Raw genomic sequence first — 25131 nt, 5'->3', positions numbered from 1 at the left:
CAGGTCCGGGTGCTGGCGCGTTCCATAGGCATGAACAGGCATGCGGTGGTCAGTACCCGGATCGGGGAGCTCACGGTGGTGGTGTCGGAGGACGTGCTGGTCGGCGTCTACTTTCCGCACCACTGGGTGAAGCCGACGGCGGAGACGCTGGGTGAGCGGGTCGAGGCGTCCGACCCGCTCATCGCCGTCGTCGTCGAGCAGTTGGAGGAGTACTTCGGCGGCTCGCGGCGCACCTTCGACCTGCCGAGTCGACTGGAGGGCGATGAGTTCCAGCGCCGGGTCTGGTCGGTGCTCGAGGAGATCCCGTTCGGCGAGACGACGACGTACGGCGAGATCGCGGCGCGGCTCGGGGAGCCGGCGCAGGCGGTGGGCAAGGCGGTCGGGCAGAACCCGTTGTCGATCGTCGTCCCGTGCCATCGGGTGATCGGGAAGGACGGATCGCTCACCGGGTACGCCGGGGGTCTCAGGCGGAAGCAGTTCCTCCTGAACCTGGAGGAGCCGGTCGGCGCTCGATTGTTCTAGTTGCTTTGTAACTAGTCCTTTTGTGACAGGTCGCCGACCTGGGCGGCGTACCAGTCGAGTTCGGTGAGGTGTTCGGTGATCTGGCGGAGGGTCCAGTTGGGGGTGCGGTCCTTGTCCCACTCGGCCGGGTCGAGGGCGGCGTACCGCAGTGCGAAGGTCCGCCCGAGCCGCTGCAGTCGCTGCTCGGCCTCGCGGACGTCCTCCTCGGTGAACGGCGCGAGGTCCGCGGCTGACGTGAGTGCGCTCGCGTGCCACTCGTCGGGCTGCGTCGGTACGCCGGCCAGCAGCGCCTCGACCTCGGCCAGGTGATCGATCAGGTGGTCGGCGATCCGGCGAACCGCCTTGTGCGGCGTGAAGATGCGGTCGTCGTCGGACGTCCGCGGTTCGCCGTCCCAGGCCGGCCAGGTGACGATCAGTTTGAGAGACCGCTCGACGGCTTGCTCGACGAGTTCTCCGGGGTTCTGTGTCATGTGGCCGACGCTAAGGCCCTCACACTTCGGCGGCGGGCGAACTGATCCCGAGGCGCTCGGACAGCCGCTCGGCGTCGTACGGCGCATGCACCTTGGCGTCGTTGTCGAAGTACACGAACGTGTCGCACTTCCAGGAGCGGACCTTGCGCGCCCAGTGGTCGAGCGACTTGTCGTCGTACCCGCTCACGTAGAGCTCCTCGGCGCCGTGCAACCGGACGTACGCGAAGTCGGCCGTGACGTCGTCGAACATCGGCCACTTGCCCGCGGTGTCCGCGCAGACCACCGCGATGTCGTGCTCCCGTGCGAGCTCGACGAACCCTTCGGTCTTGAAGCTCTCGTGCCGTACTTCGATCGCGTACCGAAGCGGCCCGTCGACGGCCGGCTCGAGCAGCGCGCGACCCTCCATCCGTTCGTCGTGACGCTTGGCATGTTCGGCCGCTTCGGCTGTGGTGCGCGGCAACTGGGCAAAGAAGTTCGCACACCGCTCCGCGTCGTACCGGAAGTTCGGCGGCAGCTGCCAGAGCACCGGACCGAGCTTGTTGCCTAATGCAAGGACCCCGGACGCGAAGAAGTTCGCCAGCGGCGCGTCGACGTCGGCCAGTCGCTTCAGGTGCGTGACGAACCGCGGGCCCTTGACCGAGAACACGAAGCCGTCGGGCGTCTCGGCGTACCAGCGCTGGTACGACTCCGGGCGCTGGAGGGCGTAGAACGAGCCGTTCAGCTCGATCGAGTTCAGCCGGGAAGACGCGTACTCGAGCTCGGCACGCTGCGGCAGCCCGTCCGGGTAGTAGACCTTCCGCCACGGCGGATAGCGCCACCCCGAGATCCCTACTCGGTACGGAGAGTCCGACCAGCGCGTCATCCCTCGATTATGGTCCCGCCAGGCCATCACAATTGCGGCGATCGTGCGCGCTCACGCCTGACGGCGTCGGTGGCGGCGTGATTGGGATGGGCTGGCGGTCAGGTGGGGATCCAGGTTGGCCACCACGGTGGGACGTTGCCGGGGCAGGTGCCGGGGGAGGCGGCTGGGGTGCCTTGCCAGGAGAACAGGGCGAGGTCGGCGATCGCGATCGCGATGGCGGCGGCGATCAGCGAGAACAGGAACGCCTTCCCGGCGTACCGGAAGACGAGGGTGAACAGCACCAGGTTGACGATCAGCGCGATCGGTACGCCGAGGAACAGCAGCGTCAGCCCGTTCGGCACGCTCCCGGTGACGTCCACGTGGCACGCCTTCCACGCCCGCGACGTGAGCACCACCAGCCCGAACGCCGCCCCACCACCAACCACCACCGCAAGGAACGACTCCCCCTTGCTCCCCTTCGCACCAAACGCCATGAGGATCACGGTAAGTGATCCACCAGCCGACTTCACCCCGAGACGTCGTCCAGGGGGTGAAGGTCGACGGGAGTGAGGACCCACCGGAAGCCGTACTTCGGGGTTGCGGCGCGATCGACCTTGCCTGGGCTCTCGGCCAACGCTGCGCCGGTCTCCGTACGCCGCCAGACGCCGGCGTCCTCCACCACGCGCCCGGACGTGCGCAGCTTCCCGAGGTACCAGAGCACGCGAGCATCCGTCACGTCGAGCGCATCCGCCAGCGCACCCAAGGACTGCAGCTCCGCCAGCAGCCCCACGATCCGTCGCGGCAATTCCGACTGTTCCCAGTCATCTGTCATGCGCCGACAACTATCAGCGAATGCCGAGTGCGTCGAGTACGTGGTCGGCGACTTCAGGGATTGAGGCGTTCGCGTCGACCAACAGAGCGCCGTACCGGCTGTTGTCGGCGTCGACCTGCGCATGCCACGCGAGCACGCGCTCCAACTCCGGGCCGCTCGATCCGAATGCACCACGCCGACCCACGAGCCGTCGGCGCAAGGTGGCGGCGTCGACGCTGAGGCTGATGACCGTGTCGAACAGGTCCCAGATCTCGTTGTCGTTGCCGACCGTCCCGCAGATGAACGCGAGCCCACCGGCGTCCGCGATGCGCCGCACGGTCTCGACCGGCAGCCGGTACGTGTTCTCGGCGAACCACGCATCGTCGCGGTACGACGGCATCCGCACCTCGACCCCTGTCCCGTTCTCGAACCAGCGCGCCAACCCGTCCGCGTCGACGTCATACACGGCGTACCCCCGCCGCCGCAGCTCCTCGCCCACGGCCGTCTTCCCAACCCCGGAGGAGCCCGTCAGATACACCAACCTCATGGCAGCTTGGGGCGGAGCCACATCATCGAGGTGAAGGCGAGGTCCTCGTGCGGTACGACGACCACCTGGTGCTCATCCTCGTAGAGCACCCGCCCCGGCGCGGCCGACTCGTACCGTTCGCACGGGAGGTTGTGCGCGGCAAGGATCGCCAGGTATCCGGGGATCGGCTCCGTCAGGAACGCGGCCGACGTCTTGAACCACGCGGCCGCCAGCAGATTGTCCTCGTAGACGGTCGGGTCGACGGTCGTCGGATTCGTGTACGTCGCGTCGTACCAGTCGTTCGTCGTACGCCGGAACCGTTCCTCCTCCGCACTCAGATACCCGCGATTGCCGAGCATGTTCACCAACCCGAAGATCCCGATCCGCCGCCCGCGCCGATCCGGCACCGGACTCTGATACCGCACGAACAAATCCACCCCGCAGATTCTGCCTCGCCGGTTGACCCATGTGCTTGTCAGGTTTAGCCTGACAAATGTGTCAGGGAAGCCCTGACACATGAGGAGGTTGGGGATGCCGGACAACGTGTTGCGGTGCTCGTTCTGCGGGAAGACCAAGGACGAGATCGAGCGGTTGATCGCCGGTCCTGGGGTGTTCATCTGCAACGAGTGCGTCGACCTGTCGGTGCAGGTGATCAACGAGCAGCCGATTCCGTCGTTCCCGCCGCTGGACGGGAAGAGTGACGAGGAGTTGCTGGCCGACATGGTTCGGCTCGACAAGTCGCGCGGGCAGGTCGAGGCCGCCGTACAGGATCGGGTACTGCGTCTGCGCTCCCGCTCGGTCACCTGGGCCCGGATCGGCGAGGCCCTCGGCATCAGCCGGCAGTCCGCCTGGGAACGCTTCTCGGGTGAGGAGTGAGCGAGTGACTCGGGTGTTGCTCCTTCGGCACGGCGAGGTCGACGGCAGTCAGTTGAACGCGGAGGGCTGGTGGGGGCCGGCGCGCGACCTTTCGCCGTTGTCCGCGGCGGGGATCGAGCAGGCGAAGGCGGCCGGGCGTCGGCTGCGGGACTGCGGGGCGCGGCGCATTGTTGCTTCGCCGATGACGCGGGCGATGCAGACCGCGAGCCTGATCGCGGCGGAGACACGGCTTCCGTTGACGGCGGTCGAGTTCGATCTTCGCGAGTGGCTTCCGGATGCGACGCTTTCCTGGCGGTCGGCGGAGGCGATCGCGGCGACCGAAGACTTCCACCGTCACGACGGTGAGTGGCCGCCGGGCGAGACGCGTACGTGGGAGCCGCAGTCCTCGGTACGTCGACGCGCGCTCGGAGCGCTCCATCGACAGGCCGCCGTCGACGACGAACCGTTCGTTGCCGTCTGCCACAGCATGGTGATCGAGGCACTCACGGACGCGCGCCGCGTCGAGTTCTGCGGCGTACATGAGATCAACCTGCAGGACGCCGTACAGCCCGATCCCGCAGAGCCGTTCCTGCCACGTCAACCCGCGTGATCAGTGCCGCGCGCGTCAGCGACCACGCCAGGAATCGAAGAGGCCGACCAGCGGCGGCGCGAAGTACGGCTCCTCGTCGACCCGGATCCGTTGGTCCCCCAAAGACACGACATCGGGCGCGGTCTCGCGGAGTGCACGAGCCGCGGCGGCGGTCATCGCGTTCCCCGTGACGTCGAACCGGCGCAGGTTGCTGAATGCGGACCAGCGGTCGCGCAGACGCAACGCCCCGGATGCGCCGAGGATGCCGAACGGCAGCCTGAGCGTCTCCAACCGTGCGATGAGCTCGCTCTCGGCGAGCACGTCGACCAGCGCGTCTTCCAGGTCGCTGACAAGCGTCAGGTGCCGAAGGTTCCCGAATCCGGTGCCGTTCAGCAGCGGGATCAGGTCCCGCGCCGAGCCGCCCCAGCTGTACCCGAACCGTCCGAGCCACAGCTCGAGAGACTCGAGCTGTGGAAAGGAACTCGCACCCAGTGCGGAGACCACGGCTGGACTGAGGGCCGTATCACGCAACGCCAGCCAACGCAGACGTGTCATCTCCGGGAACGGAGGCGGGGGCGTCGAGCTGAAGATGTCGTGCACCAGGTTGATGTCGTTGCACTGCACCACCAGTTCGTGGAGAGACGGCAATGCTTCGAGCACACGTCTGAGCGGCACCGACAGGTTCCACGAGGACCCGTCGCGCGACAGATCCGTCGGGATGTAGTCGCCGCGGTCGAAGCTCGGAAAAGTGAGGGCGCCCAGCCCCAGGTGAAGGATCTCCGGCCGATGGTTGGCGAGGACGTCTACGACCGGGCCGAGCGAGCCGTGATGAACCCGGCTCGTCGTCACGAGGAGCTCGGCGACGGTCCGTCCGGGGTTCGCGCGCAACCAGCCGTCGAGCGCCGCCGCGCAATGATCCTCATCGACGTCGTGCCTCGTCGCAGCACCGGCCCGACCACACTCGAGGGTGAGATGCAGCTCCGCGTGCGGAGCGCGGTCGTCGACGTAGAGGACGTGATCACACCCGGCCGAACTCATTCGCGGCAGCATAGCTTGTGATGTGGACCGCGAGCCTGATCGCGACGGGCGGGACGCGTCCGTGGGAACCGCAGTGGTCAGTACGTGAAGCAGTTGCCGCCGCGTCGGTCCGCGTGACGGAAGGCGGCGATCGCGGCGACGTACCGCTCGGGCTCCTCGACGTTCGGGAAGTGGGCGCTCTCGTCGAAGACGCGAAGGTGCGCGTGCGGGAGGCGAGTGGCCAGGTCGCGGCAGGCGTCGACTCCGGCGTTGCGATCCCAGAAGCCGATCAGAACCAGGACGCGTACGTCGAGCGCGGCGAGCTCGTCGACGAGTGGCACCGGCCGCGGCGGTTCCTTCGCCAGCGCGGCCGCCATCTCGCCGGTGTTGATCAGGCCGCTCTCCTCCCACAGTTCGCGGACCCGCCTGGCCGACGTTGGCTGGTGGAACAGGAAGCGATCGATGGTCGGCCGGTCGACGACGTCCCAGACGGCGCGCGGCCCCGATTCCGCAACCGCCGTACGGATCGCGGCCCGCATCTCGTCGCTGGTGGCGACCGCCTCGAAACCGGATCCCCACGGCGACGGGGTGAGCGGGCCGGCCAGCGCGGTGCCTTGGAGAATCAGCCGGTCGACCCGGTCCGGATGCGCGACGGTGTACTCGGCCGCGAGGTCCCCGCCGAACGAGATGCCGAGCAGCGTGATCCGCGGTAGCTCGAGATGCCGCCTCAGCTGTTCTAAATCGTCGACCAGCAGCGGTACGGCGTACCGCCCGTCCTGATCGCTGCGGCCGGAGCCGCGCTGCTCGTAGTACACAACCGGCCCGAGCTCCTCGAGCAACGGTCCCGTCAGCCGCTCGAAGTCGTAGATGAATCCGCCGGGCCCGCCATGAACGACGACGATCGGCCTACCCACCTGTGGATCACCGACCACGCGCACCCAGTGCCTTACTTCGTTGAGCACCACGTACGACTCGGCCATCACCGCAGTCTCACACGCAAATCGGTGGTTTCACCGTTGCTAGCGTTGCTAGGTTCTCGTGGGTGATCAACGACGAGCTCATCGATGCGGCCGCGGCCGTGCTGCATCCGTATCACGTCGACGATCGGCTCTTCGGCGATGTGGCGTCGGCGCTACTCACCGACGCCGGCAACGTGTACGTCGGCGTGTGCATCGACACCGCGTCCGGGACGGGGTTCTGCGCCGAGCACGCCGCCATCGCTGCGATGGTGACGGCGCGCGAGTACAAGATCGCGAAGATCGTCGCCGTCTGGCGCGGCGACGGCCCGCTGCACGTCGTCGCTCCGTGCGGCCGGTGCCGGGAGTTCATCCGCCAGATCGACCCGTCGAACCTCGACGCCGAGGTGATCCTCGGCAAACACCGTACGGCGCCCCTCCGCACCCTCCTGCCCGAAACCGACTGGGCGTCACCGCTCGACTGAACGCAACCAAGGGTGCTCGGGGATCATCTCGCGTAACCAGATCTGCTTGCCCTCCGCAAGCATCGGCCACACGCGAGCGAAGTCCTTCTCGTCCTTCGTACGCCGTTTCCGCGCCTTGAACAGCAGGACGATCTCGGGGTTCAGGTAGCGGATGTGGTCATCCGCCACCCACGTGACCTCGTCGATCGTGCCGGTGTGATGCGGCAGGAACTTGTTCGTCCACAGCCCGTCGCGATCCGGAGTCAGCGGCAGATCGAGTACCCACGGAGCATCGCCGTGTTCGCGTACCCACAGCTGACTCGCCGGATTGAACACATCGGGGTGCTGTCGCGTCAACGGCCGCATGTCGCCACCGGCCAGGTTCCACAGATGCCATCGATCTCCTACGTGCTCCCGCAGAGCAGGTACGTCGGACGCGAGGATCGACACGTCGACGTCATCGTGCTCACGACGTACGCCGGTGAACGCATCCACAGCCCAGCCGCCGACCACCCACCACGGCCGATCGAACCCGTCCATGAACTCAGCCGCTCCAGCCAGATCGAACGGCTCCCAACGCCCGTAAAGGCGAGCCCAGTACTGGGCCTCCGCGGCTTCGGCCGCCGACCGCACCACCGGCTCAGGATTCATGCCCGCAACAATTCCGCCACGCACCCAGCGCGGCAAACGCATTTCGGGGAGTGTCCTAAACGCGGCTTCGGGCTCTCCGTGGCCACAACGCGGCAGCAATCGCGAAGAGCGCCACGGCTACGGCGAGGTCGAACAGATTGCCTCGGCGAACTGCCGAGACGATGCCCCCAAGTCCGGCGAGAACGAAGAACGCAGCAAGCAACGTCCGCAGCACAGTCATTCCCCCACCCCCTACCCGCTAGATCGGGCGCCGTCCGGAAAGCGTTACGGCAGCTCCGAATGGGAGTGATCCGAGAGCAGTGCTGTGACCCATGCGTCGTGGTGGGCTTCGATGTACTCGGCGGTCGGTCCCCAGTGGTCGGCGTGGCCTTCCGCATAGAGGCGGGCCCAGGGCTGCTCGCCGGTGCGGTGGCCGTGGACCAGCAGGTCGTACATGCCCCGAGTGTGCGCCGCGATCTGCGCCGGGAAGGCACGGCGCTGCTCCGGATCGAGCCCGTACCCGTCGGCCAACGCACGCAACCGCGGTCCGTCGACGTCGACGTTGCCTCGCGCCACAAACGGTACGAACCCGTGCGCGGCGTACCCGAGGTCCCACAACCGCGACGCCGGCCCCGCGTTGTCCCAGTCGATGAACACCCAGCGTTCACCGTCGCGCACCAGATTCCACGGAGCGAGATCGTTGTGACAGATCAGATCGCCGCCGGCCGGGTCGGGGACCACCGCGTCCCACACGGTGCCGGGCGGCGGTTGAAAGCTCTCCATCGCGTCATGGAGTTCACGAATCAGCCGACCGATCCGAGCCAACTCGTCCAGCGAGAACGGCGGCAGTGTGTCGGCCAACGCGCCCGGGATGAATTCGAGGACATGGCGCCCCTGCTCGTCCCGCCCCAGCGTGCGCGGCGATCCGTCGAAGTCGGCGAGATGGGTGAGCACCGCCTCAACCCCGGCCGTCTGAACGAGAGCGGGCTTCCGCACCGTCGCGCCGACCCGCACGACCCGATCCGCGACGTTTCCTCCGGTCAGCACCTCTTCCACGCCGACATGATGCCCGGTCGGCCGCATTATCTCGACAGACATTTGCGCGGCACACCCTTTACGGTGGTCGCATGGCAACGGTCAGGCAGGTTCAGGTCACTTTCGACTGCGCGGATCCTGAGCGCGTCGCTCGTTTCTGGTGCGAGGTGCTGGGGTACGTCGTACCGCCGCCACCGCCGGGGTTCGCGAGCTGGGACGAGTTCGACCGCGCGCAACCGCCTGAGCGTCAGGGGTCCGCGTTCGCCTGCGTCGATCCCACCGGCGTCGGCCCGCGGCTGTTCTTCCAGCGCGTTCCCGAGGGCAAGGTCGTCAAGAATCGGGTCCATCTCGACGTACGCGTCGGCACCGGCCTCGTGGGCGAAGAACGCCTGGCAGCACTCGAAGCCGAATGCGCCCGCCTGCTCCCCCTCGGCGCGGTCCGCGGCCAACTCCTCGTCGCCGACGAGGAAAACGAGTCCTGCCTCAACATGCAGGACATCGAAGGCAACGAATTCTGCCTCGACTGAGCGATGCGTATCGCCGTTCTCACCTTGGGATTCGAGGTCCTCGACAACAGGCCTGACTGGCCGGTTCTGAGCATCTCGGTCGACGGTAAGAACCCTTTCGCGCACGTCTCGAACGAGTGGCGGGGGTTCGATCCCGGCGAGATTCTCGGGCGGGACTCGCCGCTCGTGCCCGATGACGCCGGCCACCGCGTGGCCGTGTACCGGTGCTCCTGCGGCGAAGCAGGCTGCGGCGTCATCGCGCCGTACGTCGTCCCCTCCCCGGACCGCACACGCATCTCCTGGGTCGACTTCCGCGACTACACCGGCGTCTTCATGCGTCCACTCTCACCCAGCGCCACCAACTACGAAGGCCGGCCTTGGGAACTGCCGGACATCCATTTCGACCGGGAGCAGTACCTCGCAGAGGTTCGCCGCATCACCAGCGACCGCTCCTGGGAAACACCCCGACGCCAAACCGCCCGCCTCCTCGAGGAGCTCCTCCGGCCGCTGGAGCTGGTACCGCACCTGCAATGGGTGAGTCCGGACTGGCGCGAAGACGGGATCACGCTGTCCTTCGACCGCCACAACCGCCAGCAACTACTCCGCCTCAACAGCACCGAAACAGACCCCACGCGCGCAGCCAACGACATGGCCCAGCAACTACTCTCAACCGCCCCCGAGAACTGGCCCCACACCTTCCCGTACGACCACTAGCCGGATCTCCGGCCCTGCAGTTTTGCCTGCAACTCGTCCCAACCCGCCCGATAGCCAGTCACGGCCCTCGCGCTGGCCACCCGGAGACCGCCGGCTTCGACCTCGAACACGTCCGCAGGCCAGTCGTGCCGCGCAACACCCCAGAAGTCGGTGAACAAACCAGCCTCGTCAGCCTGCACCAGAAACAGCTCGACCATGACCCCGTCGACCTCGAACGCCCGCTTGTGCGGAAACCGCTTCGCCTCAATCTCCTGTACGTCGCCACGCGCAAGAAACCCGTCCACGGCCCCGAAATCATCAGCCGGATACAACAGATCAACGTCCCCATGCGCCCGCGGTGCACTCAGCCCCAGCAACTCCGCCGCCCATCCCCCAAACACCCAGGCCCTGACCCCAGCATCCTCCAGCCGCCCAACGACGTACCGAACAAGTTCCAGGTCACTCCTTCGAACCATCCCCGAACCGTAAAGCACCCCCAGGCCGCTCCGACGGCGATTGGAGCTGCTTGACGTTGGCCCAGCCAGACAACGAGGCTATTATCTGATTAGATAACGGACTCAGGAGTGCCGACATGGACAAGGACAGTCAGGCAGTAAGCGAACTGCTCAATCGCGCTCTCGCCGAGAGCGGGCTGTCTCAGGCTGCGTTCGCCACTGCCCTCGGCACTTCCGCTTCCCGCTTCTCCACTTACCGTTCCGGCAGGACCAAGCCGACGGCGCAGTTCTTCCTGCGGGCTGGACGGATTGCGCATGCCCTGCAGGCGGCGCGTGAGTATCGGATCATGACGGCCCCGGCCACCGCGACGGCTGTCCGCGAGGCGAGCGACGACGAGTGGGCGTGGCGGATGCTGCTTCAGGGCCGCGATCACCTGCGCTTACTGCTGCGACGTCACGATGGTTCCGAAGCTGCCTGGGAGGCAGCGCCGGGCACGACCGGCCATGCAGGATTCGACGCGCTCCTCGCCGTCCTCACAGCGCGCGAATTCGAAGCAGCCGGCGAGGACCCGCCCGAGTGGACCAAGGTCAACCCACTCCCCGACCGCTGGATTCCTGAACATCCGTTCCTGGACCGCGACGAGATCATCGAGCAAACCCCGGCCTACCTCGCACAGGCCAACATCTTCGTCCCCGCCCGCGACTTGGCGACCGCATGAACGACAACCGCAACGAATTCAGGGCCAGTGAAATCGTCGACCTCCTCTCCGAACTCGACAAGCGCCTGAAAACACGTGGCATCTCTACATCGATCTTCGTCGTGGGAGGCGCCGCAATTGCCGTCACCTCGAACGACGATCCACGCCGTACGGAAGATATTGACGCCATCACACGTGACCAGGCCGTAGTCGACGAAGCCCGCGCGATGGCAAGCCAACGCAAGCTCCCTGAAGACTGGCTGAACACCCGGGCCAGCCCGTGGATGCCGCCGCTGCCCGAAGGCGCGTTGCAACGCGGCGCTGCGCCCGGTCTGCATATTGCGTACGCCGCCGACGAGTTCCTGTTGGCTACCAAGTTGGTTGCGCAGCGCCGCAAGGGCCGGGGACATCGTCGCCCTCGCCAGGCGCCTCGACATGGGGAACGCATCGGCTGCCGACCTCGAACAGGTGATCCACCGTTACTACACCGATGAGGATTCGCTCGAATTCATCCTTGGCGGCAACGACATCGATCGCGAGATACATCTCCTCGCAGTCAGGGCCGAGCGGCTACTGGCAAATAGCCAGACCGACGCGCCCGCAACACCAACTGATCGTGCGGAAACTCCAGCCGTACGTCGCCCGGATCGCCCGACCTCCCGCGAGCGGAGTTAGTCGGAGGGCCGCCGGGACTCCTTGAACCGCTCGCACGGCAGCCTGTCGCTGAACCGGGCGCTGATAGCCGCCGGCCTGGTCGACCGGGGTCCAGGTGACGGTCTGCCCGGTGATCGCCGGTCGGACCGGGGTGGAGCCGATCTTCCAGGGCGCGGCGGACTTCGACCTCGAGCTGATCGAGAGCCAGACGTTCGACGACCGTACCCAAGAACTCACCTACCGGCCCACCCCGCGTGTCTGAGGGTTAGGCGGGGAAGGCCTTCCAGTGGCCTTCGGAGATGACTTCTGTGGTGCCGTTGGTCACCTTGATGGCGGTCTGCTCGTCGATCGCGTACGACGGACCCTCGATGCCGGCCGCCCACCTCTCCGCGTTGGCCAGGGTGTTCTCCGGCATGCTCTCGTGGTCCAGGTGCGGGAAGATCGAGAAGTCGACGACGCCGAGTGTGCGGTCGTCCGGCGCGGACGGCCAGGAGACGAAGTCGTCGCCGATCCGCGGTGTCATCACCATGCTGCCGGCGCTCACGCCCACCCAGACCGTGTCGGGCAGCGACGGCATGAGGTCGGCCAGGCCTGACTCCCGCATCCAGTGGCACAGGTACGTCGCATCGCCGCCGTCCACCAGCAGTACGTCGGCCTCGCGGACCCACGGCACCCACCGCTCCTCGCCGATGCTGGGCAACGCGGTGAGTTCGAGGACGCCGACGGATTCCCAACCCAGGCTGGGCATGTGCCAGGGAGGTGCGCCGGTGACGGAGCCCCGGACAAAGGTAGGCCCGCATTTCGGATGGCCCCACATCGCCGTCGGGATGAGCAGCGCGCGGGACTCGGCGATCGGCTTGCCCAGCAGCTCGACGAGCGCGTCGCTGATGCTCGGGTTCGTAATGCCCCCGGAGGTAAGAAGAAGATGCATACCCTCACTCCTTGTCCTGGCGACCTCGACCGGCCGCCGTTCACCTGGTCTACGAACGCCGCGTTCCAGATCCGACACTCTGTCAGAAATACGGCCCCTGTTAGCGTGCGCGGATGGAACCTCTGGGAGGCGTGGCGTGGCCGCCGGAGCCGATCAAGACCGAGCGGCTCGTGCTTCGTGAGTCCGAGGCGCGGGATCGTACGGCGTTCGTCGAGCTGCTCGCCTCGCCGGAGGTGAACACGTACCTCGGCGGTCCCCGCCCACGTGACGAGGTCGAGCGCGAGACGCCTGAGGTGCCCGAGCGGTGGCCCGGGAGTTTCGTCGTTGAGCTCGACGGGACGATGATCGGCCAGATCCTGCTCAGGAGAGCAACCAAGCACCGCCCGGCTGCGGTGGGGAAGGCCGATCTCGGCTACCTGTTCCTGCCGCAGGCGTGGGGATTCGGGTACGCCGCCGAGGCGTGCGCGGCGGCCCTCGACTGGTTCGACGGCGTCCTTCCCGGTGAGCCCGTGGTGCTCGCTACCCAGACCGCCAACGTCGGCTCGATGCGTCTCGCGGCGAAGCTGGGGTTCACCGAGGTGGAGCGGTTCGAGGCGTGGGGTGCTGAGCAGTGGCTCGGTATGCGGTCCCCGGCCACGCAGTCCACTTGAGACAGAACTGTCGGAGCCGGGCGTTAGCGTCACCGGATGCTGTCTGCGAGACCACTAGGGCCAGATGCCCAGGGCCAGTGGGTTCAGCGTTGGATGTCGCCGGAGTGGACGCAGACCGCGGACGCCTGGGTGAGTGCCCGGCTCGCGGAGTACGGTCGCCGGATCAGTGGTGAACCGGTCACCTACCGGGCCCGCTTCTGGTCCGTGGTCCGCTGTTATCCCACCGTCGAAGGCCTGGTGTGGTTCAAGGAGAACAATCCGGGGCATCGGTTCGAGGCCGGTCTCGTCGCGGCGTTGGCACAGTTCGCGCCGGATGACGTGATCGTGCCGATCGCAGTGGACCGCGAACGCAGCCGGCTGCTCACGGACGATCAAGGGTCGACGCTGACGCATCCGGACGTTGCCGATCAGGCGACGCGGCGCACCGTCGTACAGGCCCTGGCCCGTCTTCAGTGCACGCTCCTTGGCCGCGTCGATGCGACCGAGCATCCGGGCATGATCGAACAGGCGCCCACCTCGGCCGGCGATCGAGTGCGCGCCGTAGCGCAGGAGTGGGCGGCCCTACGGCCCGGGCATCCGCTGCAAGCCGAGCCGGATCTGCTCGCACGAGCTGCGCGGGCGGCCGACGTACTCGATCGACTGACCGAGTCCCTCAGCGAGGACGTTCCGCTCGACCTGGAAATCAACGACGTGTACCCCGCGAACATCTTCGCGGACCGTTCAACCGGCGTACTGCGGCCGCGGTTCTTCGACTTCGGCAACGCGATCTGGGGTCATCCGTTCGTGTCGCTGCACGGCTTCCTCGACTCGGTGGTGGAGTGGACCGGCGCGCCACTGTCGCGCGTACACAGAGATGCCCTGTTCGACGTCTATCTGGCCGTATGGCGTGATCATCTCGACGCCGACCCACAGGTTCTGCGACACGACCTCACCGCGTCCGAGGCGCTGGTCGGCGTACACAAGCTCGTCTCGTGGCTACGCCTCGTCCCGTACGCCGACCCGCTCGAGCTCCACGCCCGCGCCGAGATCCCCCGGCACTACCTGGCCACAGTCGCCGCTCTGAGAGTCTGAGGGCGTGACGGAATACGTGATGCCGCCAGAAGCGGCGCGCACATTAATTGCGGCCCTGCAGGCGCGCGGAGTCGCAGCATGCGTCGGCGGAGGTTGGGCTGTCGATGCACTGGTGGGGAAGCAGACCCGGAAACATGGGGATCTCGACATCTGGGTCGACGCGGTTGACTTCGAAGGTCTCGTCGCATCCTTCGCCGACCAAGGAGTCGACCGGCTCTACCCGTGGCCCGGCGACCGTCCTTGGAACTTCGTCCTGCATGACGGCCACAGTCGTCGCGTAGATCTTCACCTCTACGAGACCCTGAGCGACGGCCGGCTCCACTACGGCAGTGTCAACGTGCCGTTCATGTTCACCGCCGAGGACCTCTCGGGTGCGGGTGAGATCGCCGGCCTCTCGGTTCGCTGCGAACGTCCTGAGTTCGCCTTGCAGAACCACACCGGCTACGAGTTGCGAGCGAGCGACCGACACGACATCGCGGTGCTCTGCGAGCGCTTCGGACTCCAACCGCCCGAGAACCGCACACAAAAGCCCAGGTCAGCGGACTGATCCTGGGCTTTCACGAAGCGCGCTCGGAGGGATTCGAACCCCCAACCTTCTGATCCGTAGTCAGATGCTCTATCCGTTGAGCTACGAGCGCTGGACAACGTCGAGTAACGATACATGGAGGGGGCGGGTGGAGGCCAATCGGCTCCGGAGGGAGGTCTCCGGGGGCGAATTCGGGGGTACGGCGGAGGTCCGGGGGCGGTCCGGCGAGGGCTCGGTGCGGCGCACGTGGGGACGCGAGGTGTGGGCTCTACGATCCGCGCATGGGTATTGAGGACTTGCTCGGTGGGCGGGATCTGGGGGATGTGAAGAAGGCGGTCGGGTTCGTGATGGAGAACTCGGACGACTTCCAGAAGGTGCTGGATCTGGTGCGCGGGTTGCCGGACGATGCGCTCGGGCTGATCGGGAAGCTGCCGGAGCTGCTGAAAACGATCGGGTCGGGGCTGGCGGAGGCCGGCGAGCAGGCGGCGAAGGCGGCCGGGGCGCTGGTCGGGGACGACGGCGAGGGCGGCGCGCGGAAGGCGCTGGCCGGGAGCGCCGGGACGATGAACGCGGCGAAGGACAAGCTGCACGACGCGGCCGGGATGCTGGCCGGGCTCGCGGGTGAGCTCGACAAGATCCCCGGGATCGGCGACGCCGCGGCGAAGAAGCTGAACGACGGAAGCGGCCAGATCGGCGGCGTCGCGACCGAGGTCGAGGCCCTGGCCGGGAACCTGCAGGATCTCTCCGGCATTCTCGCGACGGTCGGCGAGGCGCTGAACGGGCTCGGCACGAAACTCACCGAGTCCGGCGGCTCGGTGAAAACCCTCCTCAGCTGACCAAGCAGGCAACTCCGGTCCGCCGCGCGCCGGGCCACATCCGCGGCGGGGCGTGACCGGCGCGGCGGTGGCTGTGGACAGGCTATTTCCTGTTCACAGCCACCGGTTCTTGTGCACAGGCACCGGCGGGCGGCGGGGTGTTGGCGCGGGGAGGACCTTCGCGTGGTTAAGGTCGCGGGCATGGGTAGTCGACTGGTGCGGGGTACGGCGATCGGGTGTGGTGTGGCCGCGCTGGTCGGGGGTGGCGTCGGGTTCGCGGTCGGGGAGCCGGTGACGCCGAAGGACATCCTGCCGGCGCGGGCGCTGCCGGCGGATCTGTGCGCGCGGATCGGGGACGTGGCGAACCTGTTGCCCAAGGCATCGTCCGGTCCGGTGACGATGACCCAGGGCGGGACGACGACGATCAGCTGCACGGCGGCCAGCTCGCGCGCGAAGGTGCGGGCGTACACGTCGGCGAGCGTGAACGTCACGATCACGGCGTACGGCGGGCTGGACGCGGGCGCGGGGAACGCGCCGTTCACGCCGTCCCAGGTCGCGAACCGGACGTTCAGCCGCTCGACGTTGAAGAAGTACGACGAGAACCGCCCGTACCCGACCAAGGTCGGCCGGACCGCCAGCGGACTGGCCGGTGAGTCCTGGAGTGTGCACACGCTGGTGCAGCGCGCGGACATCACCGTACTGGTGGACTACAAAGCCAACCCCGTGGACGCGGACACGGCGCAGAAGGCGGCGCTGGCCCTCGCGGATCGGGCGATCTGGGAAAGCAAACAGTGATGACCAACAGCACGCCGGAGATCCCGGGCTACCAGTTCGATCAGCGGATCCTGCTGCACCCGCTGGCGGAGTTGTGGCACGGCCGCACGTTCACCGGGACGGACGTGATCGCGCTCGTCCTCAGTGAGGAAGGCGCCCAGAACCCGACTGTGGTCGACCGCCTCACCAGGGCGAGCCGTGACGCCGCACTCGAACCCGGCCAGCAGGAGACCCCGCTCTGGGCCGCCAACTTCACCTCGGGCCGCCCGTACGCGATCACGCAGCTCGTCCACGGCGAGACCGGCGCCGAGCGCCTGGTCGACCCGCTCGACGGCGTACTCGGGAACGACGACGAGTCGCTGCAGGCGGTCCGCAACCAGCTCGTCGGGTACGGCGCGACGCCGCCGATCCTCCCGCCCGGCGACACCGCGTCGCGCGGCAGCATCCCGTCGTACGTCGACCGCCCCGAGCAGACCGCGACGCCGCAGGAACAAGTACAGGAACAGCAGCCGCAGTCGAAGATCGATGTCGCTCGGCAGTACCGCCGCAAGATCGGCGCCTGGATCTACGCCGTCGTCGCGGTCGTCGTGCTGATCGTGTTCAGCATCGCCTACTCGATCGGCACCGCGATCGGCGGCAGCGTCAAGAAGGACCCGGCCGAGGCCGCCCCGCCGCCGGCCGTCAGCCCGGAGCCGATCGCGTCGAGCGTCCTGATCCCGCCGATCAACCGCGTGACGACCGCGCCGTACAAGCGGTCCGACGGATCGCCGGGTGTCTTCGGCGCGACCTACCCGGCCGGTGCCGACGTACAGGTCGTCGCGAACGCCGAGCTTCCGTTCGCGATCGGCTGGCCGCGGCCGCCGCAGGTGAGTTTCCTCGGTGAGTCGTCGCAGCTGATCCTGCGGCGGGTCGTGACCAAGAACGACTACGCCCCGGGCGGACTGAAGAACGCGATGCAGGCGCAGTTCGCGCTGCATCCGTGCGCGAGCCTGGCCAAGTGCCTGTCCGACCGGCCGACGTTCGACCAGCAGTGGACGAAGATCTACCGGACCGTCGCGCCGGCGACCGCGAAGGACGCGCGGACCTGGCTGACGGTGTCGACGACGACGCCGTACACGATCACGATGACGCGCGCGTTCCAGAGCGGCGGGCAGTGGTGGCTGGTCGGCGCGATGGTCTACGGCCCACAGGCGGAGGCCGCGGTCATCCAGCAGCTCGTGAACGACATCTGGCGGCAGACCAGCTGACGCACCGAAAAATCTCCTGGAACGGCCCGCGCGAACAGCGCGGGCCGTTCTCATTTTCACAAGCCGAACCGGAAAGCGATTGTCGCGAAAACTTTGTGACCGGGTTCACGTTCTAGGGGTTCTCAGCACTTGTGCCGATCCCGTACCGTAGTACCACTTGCACACTGGTATATGCCCACTGGATGCACTGGTATGCGAGAGATCACACCGCCAGCCAGCTGAATCGAACCGCCGGAGACCCCGGCGGCCGGAGCCGTACCCCCTCAGCGTCGAGGGGTCGCGCGGCCGCCGGGACCGACAGCCGAGAGGGAATGAGCCGCCGATGACGACCACCGCCAGCCCGACCCATACCGATACCGCCACCTCGCCAGCCGCAACGGACCCCCTCCCGGCGCCGTACGACCTGACCGACGCACCGACCCGCCACGCCGGCCTGCTGGCCTGGGTGGCCGAGGTCGCCGCACTCACGCAGCCCGACCGGATCCACTGGGTCGACGGCTCGGACGCGGAGTACGCCAAGCTCACCGACGAACTGATCGCGGCCGGCACCATGGTCCGGCTGAACGACGAGAAGAAGCCGAACTCGTTCTGGGTCCGCACCGACCCGTCGGACGTCGCCCGGGTCGAGCAGCGCACGTTCATCTGCTCGGTCGACGAGAAGGACGCGGGTCCGACCAACAACTGGGTCGCCCCGGCCGAGATGAAGGCGACGCTGACGGAGCTGTACCGCGGCTCGATGCGCGGCCGGACGATGTACGTCGTCCCGTTCTGCATGGGCCCGCTGACGGCGGACAAGCCGATGTTCGGCGTCGAGATCACCGACTCGGCGTACGTCGTCGCGTCGATGCGGATCATGTGCCGCAGCGGCGCCGACGTCCTCGAGAAGCTCGGCACCGACGCGTCGTACGTCCCCTGCCTGCACTCGGTCGGCGCGCCGCTCGCGCCCGGCCAGCAGGACGTGCCGTGGCCGTGCAACGACGAGAAGTACATCGTCCAGTTCCCCGAGGAGCGGGCGATCTGGTCCTACGGCTCCGGGTACGGCGGTAACTCGCTGCTCGGCAAGAAGTGCTACTCGCTGCGGATCGCGTCGGCGATGGCTCGCGACGAGGGCTGGCTCGCCGAGCACATGCTGATCCTGAAGCTGATCTCGCCGGAGAAGCAGGTGCACTACATCGCGGCCGCCTTCCCGAGCGCATGCGGCAAGACGAACCTGGCGATGCTCGACCCGACTCTGGAGGGGTGGGAGGTCGAGACGCTGGGCGACGACATTGCCTGGATGCGCTTCGGGAAGGACGGCCGGCTGTACGCCGTGAACCCGGAGTTCGGCCTGTTCGGCGTGGCCCCCGGCACCGGCTGGAAGACCAACCCGAACGCGATGCGCACGATCGAGAAGGGCAACTCGGTCTTCACCAACGTCGCGCTCACCGATGACGGTGACGTCTGGTGGGAGGGCTACTCGCCGACCCCGCCGGACCACCTGACCGACTGGAAGGGCCGTGAGTGGACGCCGGACTCCGGCGAGCTGTCCAGCCACCCGAACAGCCGGTTCTGCACGCCGATCAAGCAGTGCCCGATCATCGCCGACGAGTACGACGACCCGAACGGCGTACCGATCTCCGCGATCATCTTCGGCGGCCGCCGCGCCAGCACGGTCCCGCTGGTGACCGAGTCCCGCGACTGGGCGCACGGCGTCTTCATGGGCGCGACGCTGTCCTCGGAGACCACCGCCGCGGCGGTCGGCCAGGTGGGCGTCGTACGGCGGGACCCGATGGCGATGCTGCCGTTCCTCGGCTACGACGCTGGCCAGTACTTCGACCACTGGCTGACCGTCGGCAAGCAGCACGACGCGGCGCAGCTGCCGAAGATCTTCTACGTGAACTGGTTCCGCAAGGACGAGGCCGGCAAGTTCGTCTGGCCGGGCTTCGGTGAGAACAGCCGCGTGCTGAAGTGGGTCATCGAGCGGATCGAGGGTCAGGCGGACGCGGTCGAGACCCCGATCGGCCGGGTGCCGGCCGCGGACGCGCTCGACGTCAGCGGTCTGGACATGACCGCGCACGACCTCGAGATCGCGCTCGACGTCGACGTCGAGGAGTGGAAGGCCGAGATCCCGCTGATCGAGGAGTGGTTCGCGAAGCTCGGCGACACTGTCCCGACCGAGCTCAAGGTCGAGCTCGACCACCTGAAGGCCCGGCTGGCCTGACGAACGCCGGCCGCCGATTCGGAAGCCGGCGGCCGGACCAACAGCGCGGTGCCCTGGATCATCCGCCGGGGCGCCGCGCTGTGCTTTCCGCGAGCACCCGCCGTACCGCGTCGTCACTCACCGGTGAGAAGTCCCGGTACGCCTGCCCGACCGCGGTGAAGTACTGCGGGATCCACGCGCACACCACCTGATCCGCGACCCGCGACAGCCGCCGGCAGCTCTCGATGCCACCGACGGGTACGGCGACGACGACGCGCGCCGGGCGATGGCGTCGTACTGCTTCTACCGCGGCCCGCATCGTCGCGCCGGTCGCGAGGCCGTCGTCGATCAGGATCACCACGCGATCCCGGACGTCGATCGGCGGCCGGTCGCCGCGGTACGCCTGCTCGCGCCGGCGCAGCTCCCGGACCTCCTGCCGGCGTACGGCCTCCAGCGTCTCCGCGTCGACCTCCGCCGCGATCGGCTCGTTGCGGACCACGTGCAACTCGTCGCCGACGCCGGCGATCGCGCCCATCGCCAGCTCCGGCTGACCGGGCAGCCCGAGCTTGCGCACGATCAGTACGTCGAGCTCCGCGTCCAGGACCTCCGCGACCGGAGCCGCGACGGGTACGCCGCCCCGCGCCAGCCCGAGGACCAGTACGGAACCGCCGACCGATCCGAGCTCGTCGGCCAGCACGCGGCCCGCGGCCGCCCGATCCGGGTACGGCCTCCTCATAGCGCCCATGATCCACGTACGTTGACCGCATGCGAACCGTGGACATGAAGATCGGTGTGATGCTTCCGCTCGGCGCCGGGGACGGACCCGATGGCGGGATGGCCGGCTGGAAGGACGTGCGGGCGGTCGCTGAGGCGGCCGACCAGAGCGGGCTGGACTCGGTCTGGCTCGCGGACCACTTCCTCTACCGGGATCCGGAGGGGCAGGTCTTCGGCATGCACGACAGCTGGACCCTGCTGAGCGCGGTCGCCGCGGTCACGTCCCGGGTCGAGCTCGGCAACATGGTGCTCTGCGCGTCGTTCCGCGATCCCGGTCTGACCGCGAAGATGGCCGCGACCCTCGACGAGGTCTCCGGCGGCCGCCTGACCCTCGGCGTCGGCGCCGGCTGGCACGACCCCGAGTACGAGGCGTTCGGCCTACCCACCGACCACCGCGTCGGCCGCTTCACAGAATGGCTGGAGATCGTAGCCCGCCTGATCCGTGGCGAAACGGTCACCTACGAAGGCAAGTACTACAAGGTCCACGAAGCCAACCTGGACCCGGCTCCACTCCGCCAGATCCCGATCCTCGTGGCCGGCCACCGCCCCCGCATGATGCAACTGATCGCCCAGTGGGCCGACGCCTGGAACACGGCTTGGTACGGCGCCCCGAATCTGCAGGTCGAGGAGCGCCTGGAAACCCTCCGCCAGGCCCTGGAAACCGCCAACCGCCCCCCAGAAGCAGTAGCCCGGACAGCAGGCATCATCGTCCGCGACCCAGACCAATCCGTCGCCGACCCCAGCCCGCAGGCAATCCCGGTCCAGGACCTCCCCGAGGTATCAGCGGCCTACCAGAAACTAGGCGTCAACCACCTGATCATCTCCCCCGAACCCATGACCCCACGCTCGATAGAACGCATCGCCGAGGCAAAACAACAACTCACCCAGTGAAACGGCCGGAGCTCCCTGGTCTGCGCTTTCGCAGACAGGGAGCTCCAAGAGCGGAGGCGGCGGGATTTGAACCCGCGAGAGGGGATTACCCTCAACCCGCTTAGCAGGCGGGCGCCATCGACCGGACTAGGCGACGCCTCCTCCGACGGTCCACTCGAGGAGCGGACACGACGACGGCCAAGAGTATCCGCTCGACCGGTCCGTGAGCAAAGTGGGTCGCCGGGCACGCTCGGTCGCTGACACGGCACGTTGCGGTAGTAGCCCGGAGCCCCTGTACGCTGGCGAGCATCGACGGGGGTCGCCAGCATCACGTCAACCAACCGGGTGTCGTGGGCGTCTGAAGTACCGTGGGCCGCCTCGCGCGGCCGACGGAAGGGTCGTGACGTCGTCGATCAGGGAACGGAGCCATGTCGCGGAGTACTCGCGCAGCCGGTCGGAGGGCCGCACCGCGTGCCACCCGGTCCCGTGCTCGAACGCACCGTGCCCGGACGGCGTCGAAGGCGATCAGCCTGACGCTGCTCAGCGCTCTGGTCCCCGGCACGGGGTTGCTGATGGGCGGCCGGAAGAAGCTCGGCGCGTTCATCCTGACGATCAGCGTCGGCCTGCTGCTGATCGCCGCGTACGTCGGTCTCACCCACCGCGACTCGGTGCTCGCCCTGCTCGTCTCCCCGCGACAGCTGCTGATCGCGACCGGCGCCGTCGTACTGCTCGGGGTCGGCTGGATCTGGACCGTGGTCGCGTCGCACAAGCTGCTCCGCCCGGTCAGCATGACCTACACCGGCCGGCTGGCCGGCTCGATGTTCGTCGGGTTGCTCTGCTTCGCGATCGCCGTACCGACGACCGTCGCGGCGCAGACCGTGATGGCGCAGCGCGACCTGATCGGCAGCGTGTTCCAGTCCGAGGGGAACTCGAAGAGCGCGACCCGGCCGAAGGTCAGCAACGCGAAGGACCCGTGGGCGAACACCCCGCGGCTGAACCTGCTGCTGCTCGGCGCGGACGACGGCGTCGGCCGGACCGGCACGCGCACCGACACGGTGATCGTGGCGAGCATCGACACCAAGACCGGTGACACCGCGCTGATCTCGCTCAGCCGGAACTGGATGCGGATGCCGTTCCCGGAGGACTCGCCGCTGCACAAGGTGTACCCGGACGGCTTCTGGGACCCGAGCAAGGGCAACGTCGAGCAGCCGGAGTTCTATCTGGACGCGATGTACGAGAACATCCCCAAGCAGCACCCGGGGATCCTCGGCCAGACCGACAACGAGGGCGCGGACGCGGTCAAGCTGGCCGCGAGCGCCGCGCTCGGCCTGGACATCGACTACTACATGCAGGTCAACCTGGCCGGGTTCCGGCAGATCATCGACGCGCTCGGCGGCATCACCGTGAACGTCAACTACCGGGTGCCGATCGGCGGCGACTACGGCGCCGGCCCCGGGTCGAACACCGAGAAGAAGCCGAGTGGGTACATCGAGCCGGGTCCGAACCAGAAGCTCGACGGCTACCACGCGCTCTGGTTCGCCCGCGGCCGCTTCGGCCTGAGCGACCCGTCCCGGCAGGAGCGGCAGCGGTGCACGATCCACGCGCTGGTGAACAGCGCGAACCCGCAGGCGCTCGTGACGTCGTACCAGCAGATCGCCAAGGCCGGGAAGCAGCTGCTGCGCACCGACATCCCGCAGGACATCCTGCAGGCCTTCATCCAGCTCGGGCTGAAGGTGAAGAACGCGAAGGTCACCAACATCGACCTGGACAAGAACAAGAACTTCCCGACCGGCAAGAACCCGGACTACACGGCGATGCAGGAGATCATCCAGAAGGCGATCGCCCCGAAGACCGCCCCGGCCGCGTCCACGCCGACGGTGAAGCCGACCAAGAGCCCGACCAAGGCGCCGACCTCCGGCTCCACGAAGCGGCCGACCACTCCGTCGAAGACGACCACCGCTCCGGGCGCCGCGGAGAACCTGAACGACGCCTGCGCGTACGACCCGAGCGAGACCGGCACCGGCGGTAACTGATCCGGATTGGTGAACCCCTCGCAGGGAAGTATTGGACCAAAGTGAAGATTGGTCACACCTGGGGGTGACTGTGAGGCGTTCGTTGGCGGTTGTGGTCGGGATTGCGGTCCTGGCCTGCGCAGGTTGCAGTGGCAAGTCGGACAGTGCGGACGCGCCCTCGGCAGGGGGTACGACGACCAGCACGAGCGCGCCACCGCCCTCGTCGGCGGCGCCCAAGCCGGCCCCGAAGCCGACACCGACTCCCGTGGCGCTCTCGGTGCCGATGTACCAGCGGGCGCTGACCAATGTCGAGAAGGTCCTCAAGCCGTACGTCGGGCGCGTGATGAACGCGCAGACGATCGCCGCGTTCGACGCGTCCCGCGCCCAGCTCGCGGGTGTCGTCGTACTCGAACGCACCGAGCTCGTGAAGATCACGCCGCCGCGCGGCCTGGTGTCAGCACATCCCCAGGTCCTGGACGCCTTCGATGCGTACGCCGGGAACGTGGCCACGGAGCTGACCAAGGCCGGCGCGACGAAGACCGGCTGCGGTCTGCCGAAGGCGCTGGACGTCCGGCTGTACGAGGCGAAGAGCGGCGTCCGGTTCGCCTTCGCCGAGCTCGCGCAGGGCGTGCAGAAGTCGATCGGCAAGGGTGTGAAGTTCGGTGCGCTGTCGGTGCCGGCGAAGCTCGCCCAGCCGGCCGTGTTCGGTGGCCGGGGTGAGAACGGCGACGTCTTCCAGCGGTCCGGCTCGCGCGGCTCCGGCTCGCTCCGGATCACCAACGCCGGATCGGACATCGTGGTCGTGGTCACGCCGAGCAGCCCACGCAAGCCGCAGGCGTCGATCTACGTCCGGGCGAACAAGTCGGCGACGCTGAACGGAATCCGCGGCGACTACTGGGTCTACTACAAGACCGGGACGAACTGGGACGCGAAGAACAACCGGTTCACCGAGAACTGCTCGTACGCGAAGCTCGAGCGGTTCCTGGACGGGTCGTTCTCGTGGTCGCTCACGCTGAAGTCGGTGGCCGGCAACACCTCGGAGTCCGAGACGGAAGCCTTCTGACCCGGTCACCCCGGGCGGATGAGATCCTGTGGCGATGCGTACGACGTACCGGATGCGGGCGGGACGGTTCCTCGGGATCCTGGCTGCCGGTCTGATCATTCTCGGGGTGGCCGCGGTGCTCTGGGCACTGGGGCTGCCGGGCGTCGCCGTATCGGTGTTCGTCACGCTCGGCGGCATGATCTCGCTGGCCGGCGTATGGATCCTGGCCCGGCCGCCGAAGGTCGCCCGGCTCCGGGACGGCGATCTCGAAGTGCGCGGCCTCCGCACGCCCTGGACCGACATCACCGAGGTCGGCCGGGTCGAGACCACCCACGGCGAGGCGATCGTGCTGCGCACCAAGAACCCCGACCACCCGATCCTGCTGCCGATCTCGTGGCTGGCGCCCGGGAAGGCCGAAAGCCTGGAGACCGCGCTGCGGGACAAATTGAACGCGGCCCACGGGTACACGATCTGGGACGGGACTGCCCCCGGGGACACCGACAGCGCAGAATGATGCG

The 25131-nt window shown here is 67.8% G+C and carries 33 protein-coding genes and 2 tRNA genes; 20 read left to right on the top strand and 15 right to left on the bottom strand.

Annotated features, from left to right (window positions below):
- Window positions 1-30: 30 nt before the first annotated feature.
- The gene (locus E0H45_RS12640; RefSeq protein ID WP_131337240.1) at window positions 31-522 is read left to right on the top strand and encodes a methylated-DNA--[protein]-cysteine S-methyltransferase; all 492 of its coding nucleotides are present in this window, start codon (window positions 31-33) and stop codon (window positions 520-522) included.
- 11 nt (window positions 523-533) lie between these two features.
- Here E0H45_RS12640 and E0H45_RS12635 read toward each other — a convergent pair whose 3' ends face one another.
- From E0H45_RS12635 to E0H45_RS12610, 6 genes are all read right to left on the bottom strand, one after another.
- On the bottom strand, window positions 534-992 hold the full coding sequence (locus E0H45_RS12635) for a hypothetical protein (protein WP_131337238.1): 459 nt from the start codon (window positions 990-992) through the stop codon (window positions 534-536).
- A gap of 19 nt (window positions 993-1011) precedes the next feature.
- Complete coding sequence (locus E0H45_RS12630; RefSeq protein WP_131337235.1) at window positions 1012-1854, bottom strand: DUF72 domain-containing protein; 843 nt, start codon at window positions 1852-1854, stop codon at window positions 1012-1014.
- 98 nt (window positions 1855-1952) lie between these two features.
- Window positions 1953-2327, bottom strand: coding sequence for a hypothetical protein (locus E0H45_RS12625; RefSeq protein WP_131337233.1), 375 nt, complete (start codon window positions 2325-2327; stop codon window positions 1953-1955).
- A 32-nt stretch (window positions 2328-2359) separates the two neighbouring features.
- Complete coding sequence (locus E0H45_RS12620) at window positions 2360-2665, bottom strand: hypothetical protein (protein WP_131337231.1); 306 nt, start codon at window positions 2663-2665, stop codon at window positions 2360-2362.
- 13 nt (window positions 2666-2678) lie between these two features.
- Window positions 2679-3191, bottom strand: coding sequence for an AAA family ATPase (locus E0H45_RS12615; RefSeq protein ID WP_337590405.1), 513 nt, complete (start codon window positions 3189-3191; stop codon window positions 2679-2681).
- Window positions 3188-3595 carry a hypothetical protein gene (locus E0H45_RS12610; RefSeq protein WP_202872268.1) on the bottom strand — a complete coding sequence of 136 codons (408 nt, stop codon included), beginning with the start codon at window positions 3593-3595 and terminating at the stop codon, window positions 3188-3190. The genes E0H45_RS12615 and E0H45_RS12610 overlap by 4 nt, the downstream gene beginning before the upstream one ends.
- Before the next feature lie 106 nt (window positions 3596-3701).
- Here E0H45_RS12610 and E0H45_RS12605 point away from each other — a divergent pair, with 106 nt between their 5' ends.
- Both E0H45_RS12605 and E0H45_RS12600 read left to right on the top strand, forming a co-directional pair.
- Window positions 3702-4046 (top strand): ClpX C4-type zinc finger protein, encoded by a 345-nt coding sequence (locus E0H45_RS12605; protein ID WP_130386756.1) that lies wholly within the window; start codon window positions 3702-3704, stop codon window positions 4044-4046.
- Window positions 4047-4050: 4 nt separating this feature from the next.
- A complete protein-coding gene (locus tag E0H45_RS12600; RefSeq protein ID WP_165546418.1) occupies window positions 4051-4635 on the top strand; it encodes a histidine phosphatase family protein in 585 nt (194 codons plus the stop codon).
- A 15-nt stretch (window positions 4636-4650) separates the two neighbouring features.
- Here E0H45_RS12600 and E0H45_RS12595 read toward each other — a convergent pair whose 3' ends face one another.
- Together E0H45_RS12595 and E0H45_RS12590 are read right to left on the bottom strand one after the other, a co-directional pair.
- Window positions 4651-5652, bottom strand: a complete 1002-nt coding sequence (locus E0H45_RS12595; RefSeq protein ID WP_131337225.1) for a hypothetical protein — start codon at window positions 5650-5652, stop codon at window positions 4651-4653.
- A 77-nt stretch (window positions 5653-5729) separates the two neighbouring features.
- Window positions 5730-6611: an alpha/beta fold hydrolase gene (locus tag E0H45_RS12590; protein WP_131337223.1), complete on the bottom strand. Its 882-nt coding sequence runs from the start codon at window positions 6609-6611 to the stop codon at window positions 5730-5732.
- 62 nt (window positions 6612-6673) lie between these two features.
- Between E0H45_RS12590 and E0H45_RS12585 the strand changes: the two genes are divergently transcribed.
- Window positions 6674-7072, top strand: a complete 399-nt coding sequence (locus tag E0H45_RS12585; RefSeq protein ID WP_131337221.1) for a cytidine deaminase family protein — start codon at window positions 6674-6676, stop codon at window positions 7070-7072.
- Here the strand turns inward: E0H45_RS12585 and E0H45_RS12580 are convergent.
- Both E0H45_RS12580 and E0H45_RS12575 read right to left on the bottom strand, forming a co-directional pair.
- Window positions 7058-7702, bottom strand: coding sequence for a nucleotidyltransferase domain-containing protein (locus E0H45_RS12580; RefSeq protein WP_131337219.1), 645 nt, complete (start codon window positions 7700-7702; stop codon window positions 7058-7060). The genes E0H45_RS12585 and E0H45_RS12580 overlap by 15 nt on opposite strands.
- A gap of 264 nt (window positions 7703-7966) precedes the next feature.
- Complete coding sequence (locus E0H45_RS12575) at window positions 7967-8779, bottom strand: phosphotransferase enzyme family protein (protein WP_202872266.1); 813 nt, start codon at window positions 8777-8779, stop codon at window positions 7967-7969.
- A 29-nt stretch (window positions 8780-8808) separates the two neighbouring features.
- On the opposite strand from E0H45_RS12575, the gene E0H45_RS12570 reads away from it, so the two are divergent.
- Together E0H45_RS12570 and E0H45_RS12565 are read left to right on the top strand one after the other, a co-directional pair.
- On the top strand, window positions 8809-9243 hold the full coding sequence (locus tag E0H45_RS12570; protein ID WP_131337217.1) for a VOC family protein: 435 nt from the start codon (window positions 8809-8811) through the stop codon (window positions 9241-9243).
- 3 nt (window positions 9244-9246) lie between these two features.
- Window positions 9247-9936, top strand: coding sequence for a hypothetical protein (locus tag E0H45_RS12565; protein WP_131337215.1), 690 nt, complete (start codon window positions 9247-9249; stop codon window positions 9934-9936).
- Here E0H45_RS12565 and E0H45_RS12560 read toward each other — a convergent pair.
- The gene (locus E0H45_RS12560; protein ID WP_131337213.1) at window positions 9933-10391 is read right to left on the bottom strand and encodes a nucleotidyltransferase domain-containing protein; all 459 of its coding nucleotides are present in this window, start codon (window positions 10389-10391) and stop codon (window positions 9933-9935) included. The two genes, E0H45_RS12565 and E0H45_RS12560, sit on opposite strands and share 4 nt — an antisense overlap.
- A 116-nt stretch (window positions 10392-10507) precedes the next feature.
- On the opposite strand from E0H45_RS12560, the gene E0H45_RS12555 reads away from it, so the two are divergent.
- The 3 genes from E0H45_RS12555 to E0H45_RS43630 all read left to right on the top strand — a co-directional run bounded on the left by E0H45_RS12555 (window position 10508) and on the right by E0H45_RS43630 (window position 11984).
- Window positions 10508-11089, top strand: a complete 582-nt coding sequence (locus E0H45_RS12555) for a helix-turn-helix domain-containing protein (protein WP_131337211.1) — start codon at window positions 10508-10510, stop codon at window positions 11087-11089.
- Window positions 11086-11562: a hypothetical protein gene (locus E0H45_RS12550; RefSeq protein ID WP_131337209.1), complete on the top strand. Its 477-nt coding sequence runs from the start codon at window positions 11086-11088 to the stop codon at window positions 11560-11562. The genes E0H45_RS12555 and E0H45_RS12550 overlap by 4 nt, the downstream gene beginning before the upstream one ends.
- 290 nt (window positions 11563-11852) lie before the next feature.
- Window positions 11853-11984, top strand: coding sequence for a hypothetical protein (locus tag E0H45_RS43630; RefSeq protein ID WP_272948962.1), 132 nt, complete (start codon window positions 11853-11855; stop codon window positions 11982-11984).
- 3 nt (window positions 11985-11987) lie between these two features.
- Here E0H45_RS43630 and E0H45_RS12540 read toward each other — a convergent pair whose 3' ends face one another.
- Entirely contained in the window at window positions 11988-12653 is a 666-nt protein-coding gene (locus E0H45_RS12540) for a Type 1 glutamine amidotransferase-like domain-containing protein (RefSeq protein ID WP_131337207.1), read from the bottom strand.
- A gap of 113 nt (window positions 12654-12766) precedes the next feature.
- Here E0H45_RS12540 and E0H45_RS12535 point away from each other — a divergent pair, with 113 nt between their 5' ends.
- The 3 genes from E0H45_RS12535 to E0H45_RS12525 all read left to right on the top strand — a co-directional run bounded on the left by E0H45_RS12535 (window position 12767) and on the right by E0H45_RS12525 (window position 14921).
- Window positions 12767-13303, top strand: coding sequence for a GNAT family N-acetyltransferase (locus E0H45_RS12535; protein ID WP_131337205.1), 537 nt, complete (start codon window positions 12767-12769; stop codon window positions 13301-13303).
- Between the two features lie 93 nt (window positions 13304-13396).
- Window positions 13397-14374, top strand: coding sequence for a hypothetical protein (locus E0H45_RS12530; protein ID WP_131337203.1), 978 nt, complete (start codon window positions 13397-13399; stop codon window positions 14372-14374).
- Between the two features lie 4 nt (window positions 14375-14378).
- Window positions 14379-14921, top strand: coding sequence for a nucleotidyltransferase domain-containing protein (locus tag E0H45_RS12525; RefSeq protein ID WP_202872265.1), 543 nt, complete (start codon window positions 14379-14381; stop codon window positions 14919-14921).
- 18 nt (window positions 14922-14939) lie between these two features.
- Here E0H45_RS12525 and E0H45_RS12520 read toward each other — a convergent pair.
- Window positions 14940-15012, bottom strand: a tRNA-Arg gene (locus tag E0H45_RS12520).
- A 169-nt stretch (window positions 15013-15181) separates the two neighbouring features.
- Here E0H45_RS12520 and E0H45_RS42845 point away from each other — a divergent pair.
- The 4 genes from E0H45_RS42845 to E0H45_RS12500 all read left to right on the top strand — a co-directional run bounded on the left by E0H45_RS42845 (window position 15182) and on the right by E0H45_RS12500 (window position 19936).
- Window positions 15182-15736, top strand: coding sequence for a hypothetical protein (locus tag E0H45_RS42845; RefSeq protein ID WP_202872264.1), 555 nt, complete (start codon window positions 15182-15184; stop codon window positions 15734-15736).
- A gap of 180 nt (window positions 15737-15916) precedes the next feature.
- Window positions 15917-16510, top strand: coding sequence for a hypothetical protein (locus E0H45_RS12510; protein WP_238154934.1), 594 nt, complete (start codon window positions 15917-15919; stop codon window positions 16508-16510).
- The gene (locus tag E0H45_RS12505; protein ID WP_131337199.1) at window positions 16510-17736 is read left to right on the top strand and encodes a hypothetical protein; all 1227 of its coding nucleotides are present in this window, start codon (window positions 16510-16512) and stop codon (window positions 17734-17736) included. Before E0H45_RS12510 ends, E0H45_RS12505 begins: the two co-directional genes overlap by 1 nt.
- A 322-nt stretch (window positions 17737-18058) precedes the next feature.
- A complete protein-coding gene (locus E0H45_RS12500; protein ID WP_131337197.1) occupies window positions 18059-19936 on the top strand; it encodes a phosphoenolpyruvate carboxykinase (GTP) in 1878 nt (625 codons plus the stop codon).
- A 58-nt stretch (window positions 19937-19994) separates the two neighbouring features.
- Here E0H45_RS12500 and E0H45_RS12495 read toward each other — a convergent pair whose 3' ends face one another.
- Window positions 19995-20651 carry a phosphoribosyltransferase gene (locus tag E0H45_RS12495; RefSeq protein ID WP_238154933.1) on the bottom strand — a complete coding sequence of 219 codons (657 nt, stop codon included), beginning with the start codon at window positions 20649-20651 and terminating at the stop codon, window positions 19995-19997.
- A gap of 29 nt (window positions 20652-20680) precedes the next feature.
- Between E0H45_RS12495 and E0H45_RS12490 the strand changes: the two genes are divergently transcribed.
- Complete coding sequence (locus E0H45_RS12490; RefSeq protein WP_131337193.1) at window positions 20681-21580, top strand: LLM class flavin-dependent oxidoreductase; 900 nt, start codon at window positions 20681-20683, stop codon at window positions 21578-21580.
- A 51-nt stretch (window positions 21581-21631) separates the two neighbouring features.
- Here E0H45_RS12490 and E0H45_RS12485 read toward each other — a convergent pair.
- Window positions 21632-21721, bottom strand: a tRNA-Ser gene (locus E0H45_RS12485).
- A gap of 266 nt (window positions 21722-21987) precedes the next feature.
- Between E0H45_RS12485 and E0H45_RS12480 the strand changes: the two genes are divergently transcribed.
- The 3 genes from E0H45_RS12480 (at window position 21988) to E0H45_RS12470 (ending at window position 25127) form a co-directional block, all read left to right on the top strand.
- Window positions 21988-23592 carry an LCP family protein gene (locus tag E0H45_RS12480; protein WP_131337191.1) on the top strand — a complete coding sequence of 535 codons (1605 nt, stop codon included), beginning with the start codon at window positions 21988-21990 and terminating at the stop codon, window positions 23590-23592.
- Window positions 23593-23836: 244 nt separating this feature from the next.
- Window positions 23837-24634, top strand: coding sequence for a hypothetical protein (locus tag E0H45_RS12475; protein WP_131337189.1), 798 nt, complete (start codon window positions 23837-23839; stop codon window positions 24632-24634).
- A gap of 34 nt (window positions 24635-24668) precedes the next feature.
- Window positions 24669-25127: a hypothetical protein gene (locus E0H45_RS12470; RefSeq protein ID WP_131337187.1), complete on the top strand. Its 459-nt coding sequence runs from the start codon at window positions 24669-24671 to the stop codon at window positions 25125-25127.
- Window positions 25128-25131 lie beyond the last annotated feature (4 nt).

Source organism: Kribbella soli, assembly GCF_004331345.1.
In the GTDB taxonomy this organism is placed as follows: domain Bacteria; phylum Actinomycetota; class Actinomycetes; order Propionibacteriales; family Kribbellaceae; genus Kribbella; species Kribbella soli.
Note: the sequence above shows the minus strand (reverse complement) of the source record. Positions and strands in the feature narration are given on the sequence as shown.

What these genes read in the sequence shown, in the direction of transcription:
- E0H45_RS12640 (WP_131337240.1), top strand. Translation starts at nt 31, where the DNA reads ATGAACAGGCATGCGGTGGTCAGTACCCGGATCGGGGAGCTCACGGTG.
- E0H45_RS12635 (WP_131337238.1), bottom strand. Translation starts at nt 992, where the DNA reads ATGACACAGAACCCCGGAGAACTCGTCGAGCAAGCCGTCGAGCGGTCT.
- E0H45_RS12630 (WP_131337235.1), bottom strand. Translation starts at nt 1,854, where the DNA reads ATGACGCGCTGGTCGGACTCTCCGTACCGAGTAGGGATCTCGGGGTGG.
- E0H45_RS12625 (WP_131337233.1), bottom strand. Translation starts at nt 2,327, where the DNA reads ATGGCGTTTGGTGCGAAGGGGAGCAAGGGGGAGTCGTTCCTTGCGGTG.
- E0H45_RS12620 (WP_131337231.1), bottom strand. Translation starts at nt 2,665, where the DNA reads ATGACAGATGACTGGGAACAGTCGGAATTGCCGCGACGGATCGTGGGG.
- E0H45_RS12615 (WP_337590405.1), bottom strand. Translation starts at nt 3,191, where the DNA reads ATGAGGTTGGTGTATCTGACGGGCTCCTCCGGGGTTGGGAAGACGGCC.
- E0H45_RS12605 (WP_130386756.1), top strand. Translation starts at nt 3,702, where the DNA reads ATGCCGGACAACGTGTTGCGGTGCTCGTTCTGCGGGAAGACCAAGGAC.
- E0H45_RS12595 (WP_131337225.1), bottom strand. Translation starts at nt 5,652, where the DNA reads ATGAGTTCGGCCGGGTGTGATCACGTCCTCTACGTCGACGACCGCGCT.
- E0H45_RS12590 (WP_131337223.1), bottom strand. Translation starts at nt 6,611, where the DNA reads ATGGCCGAGTCGTACGTGGTGCTCAACGAAGTAAGGCACTGGGTGCGC.
- E0H45_RS12580 (WP_131337219.1), bottom strand. Translation starts at nt 7,702, where the DNA reads ATGAATCCTGAGCCGGTGGTGCGGTCGGCGGCCGAAGCCGCGGAGGCC.
- E0H45_RS12575 (WP_202872266.1), bottom strand. Translation starts at nt 8,779, where the DNA reads ATGTCTGTCGAGATAATGCGGCCGACCGGGCATCATGTCGGCGTGGAA.
- E0H45_RS12570 (WP_131337217.1), top strand. Translation starts at nt 8,809, where the DNA reads ATGGCAACGGTCAGGCAGGTTCAGGTCACTTTCGACTGCGCGGATCCT.
- E0H45_RS12565 (WP_131337215.1), top strand. Translation starts at nt 9,247, where the DNA reads ATGCGTATCGCCGTTCTCACCTTGGGATTCGAGGTCCTCGACAACAGG.
- E0H45_RS12560 (WP_131337213.1), bottom strand. Translation starts at nt 10,391, where the DNA reads ATGGTTCGAAGGAGTGACCTGGAACTTGTTCGGTACGTCGTTGGGCGG.
- E0H45_RS12555 (WP_131337211.1), top strand. Translation starts at nt 10,508, where the DNA reads ATGGACAAGGACAGTCAGGCAGTAAGCGAACTGCTCAATCGCGCTCTC.
- E0H45_RS12550 (WP_131337209.1), top strand. Translation starts at nt 11,086, where the DNA reads ATGAACGACAACCGCAACGAATTCAGGGCCAGTGAAATCGTCGACCTC.
- E0H45_RS12540 (WP_131337207.1), bottom strand. Translation starts at nt 12,653, where the DNA reads ATGCATCTTCTTCTTACCTCCGGGGGCATTACGAACCCGAGCATCAGC.
- E0H45_RS12535 (WP_131337205.1), top strand. Translation starts at nt 12,767, where the DNA reads ATGGAACCTCTGGGAGGCGTGGCGTGGCCGCCGGAGCCGATCAAGACC.
- E0H45_RS12530 (WP_131337203.1), top strand. Translation starts at nt 13,397, where the DNA reads ATGTCGCCGGAGTGGACGCAGACCGCGGACGCCTGGGTGAGTGCCCGG.
- E0H45_RS42845 (WP_202872264.1), top strand. Translation starts at nt 15,182, where the DNA reads ATGGGTATTGAGGACTTGCTCGGTGGGCGGGATCTGGGGGATGTGAAG.
- E0H45_RS12510 (WP_238154934.1), top strand. Translation starts at nt 15,917, where the DNA reads ATGGGTAGTCGACTGGTGCGGGGTACGGCGATCGGGTGTGGTGTGGCC.
- E0H45_RS12505 (WP_131337199.1), top strand. Translation starts at nt 16,510, where the DNA reads ATGACCAACAGCACGCCGGAGATCCCGGGCTACCAGTTCGATCAGCGG.
- E0H45_RS12500 (WP_131337197.1), top strand. Translation starts at nt 18,059, where the DNA reads ATGACGACCACCGCCAGCCCGACCCATACCGATACCGCCACCTCGCCA.
- E0H45_RS12495 (WP_238154933.1), bottom strand. Translation starts at nt 20,651, where the DNA reads ATGAGGAGGCCGTACCCGGATCGGGCGGCCGCGGGCCGCGTGCTGGCC.
- E0H45_RS12490 (WP_131337193.1), top strand. Translation starts at nt 20,681, where the DNA reads ATGCGAACCGTGGACATGAAGATCGGTGTGATGCTTCCGCTCGGCGCC.
- E0H45_RS12480 (WP_131337191.1), top strand. Translation starts at nt 21,988, where the DNA reads ATGTCGCGGAGTACTCGCGCAGCCGGTCGGAGGGCCGCACCGCGTGCC.
- E0H45_RS12470 (WP_131337187.1), top strand. Translation starts at nt 24,669, where the DNA reads ATGCGTACGACGTACCGGATGCGGGCGGGACGGTTCCTCGGGATCCTG.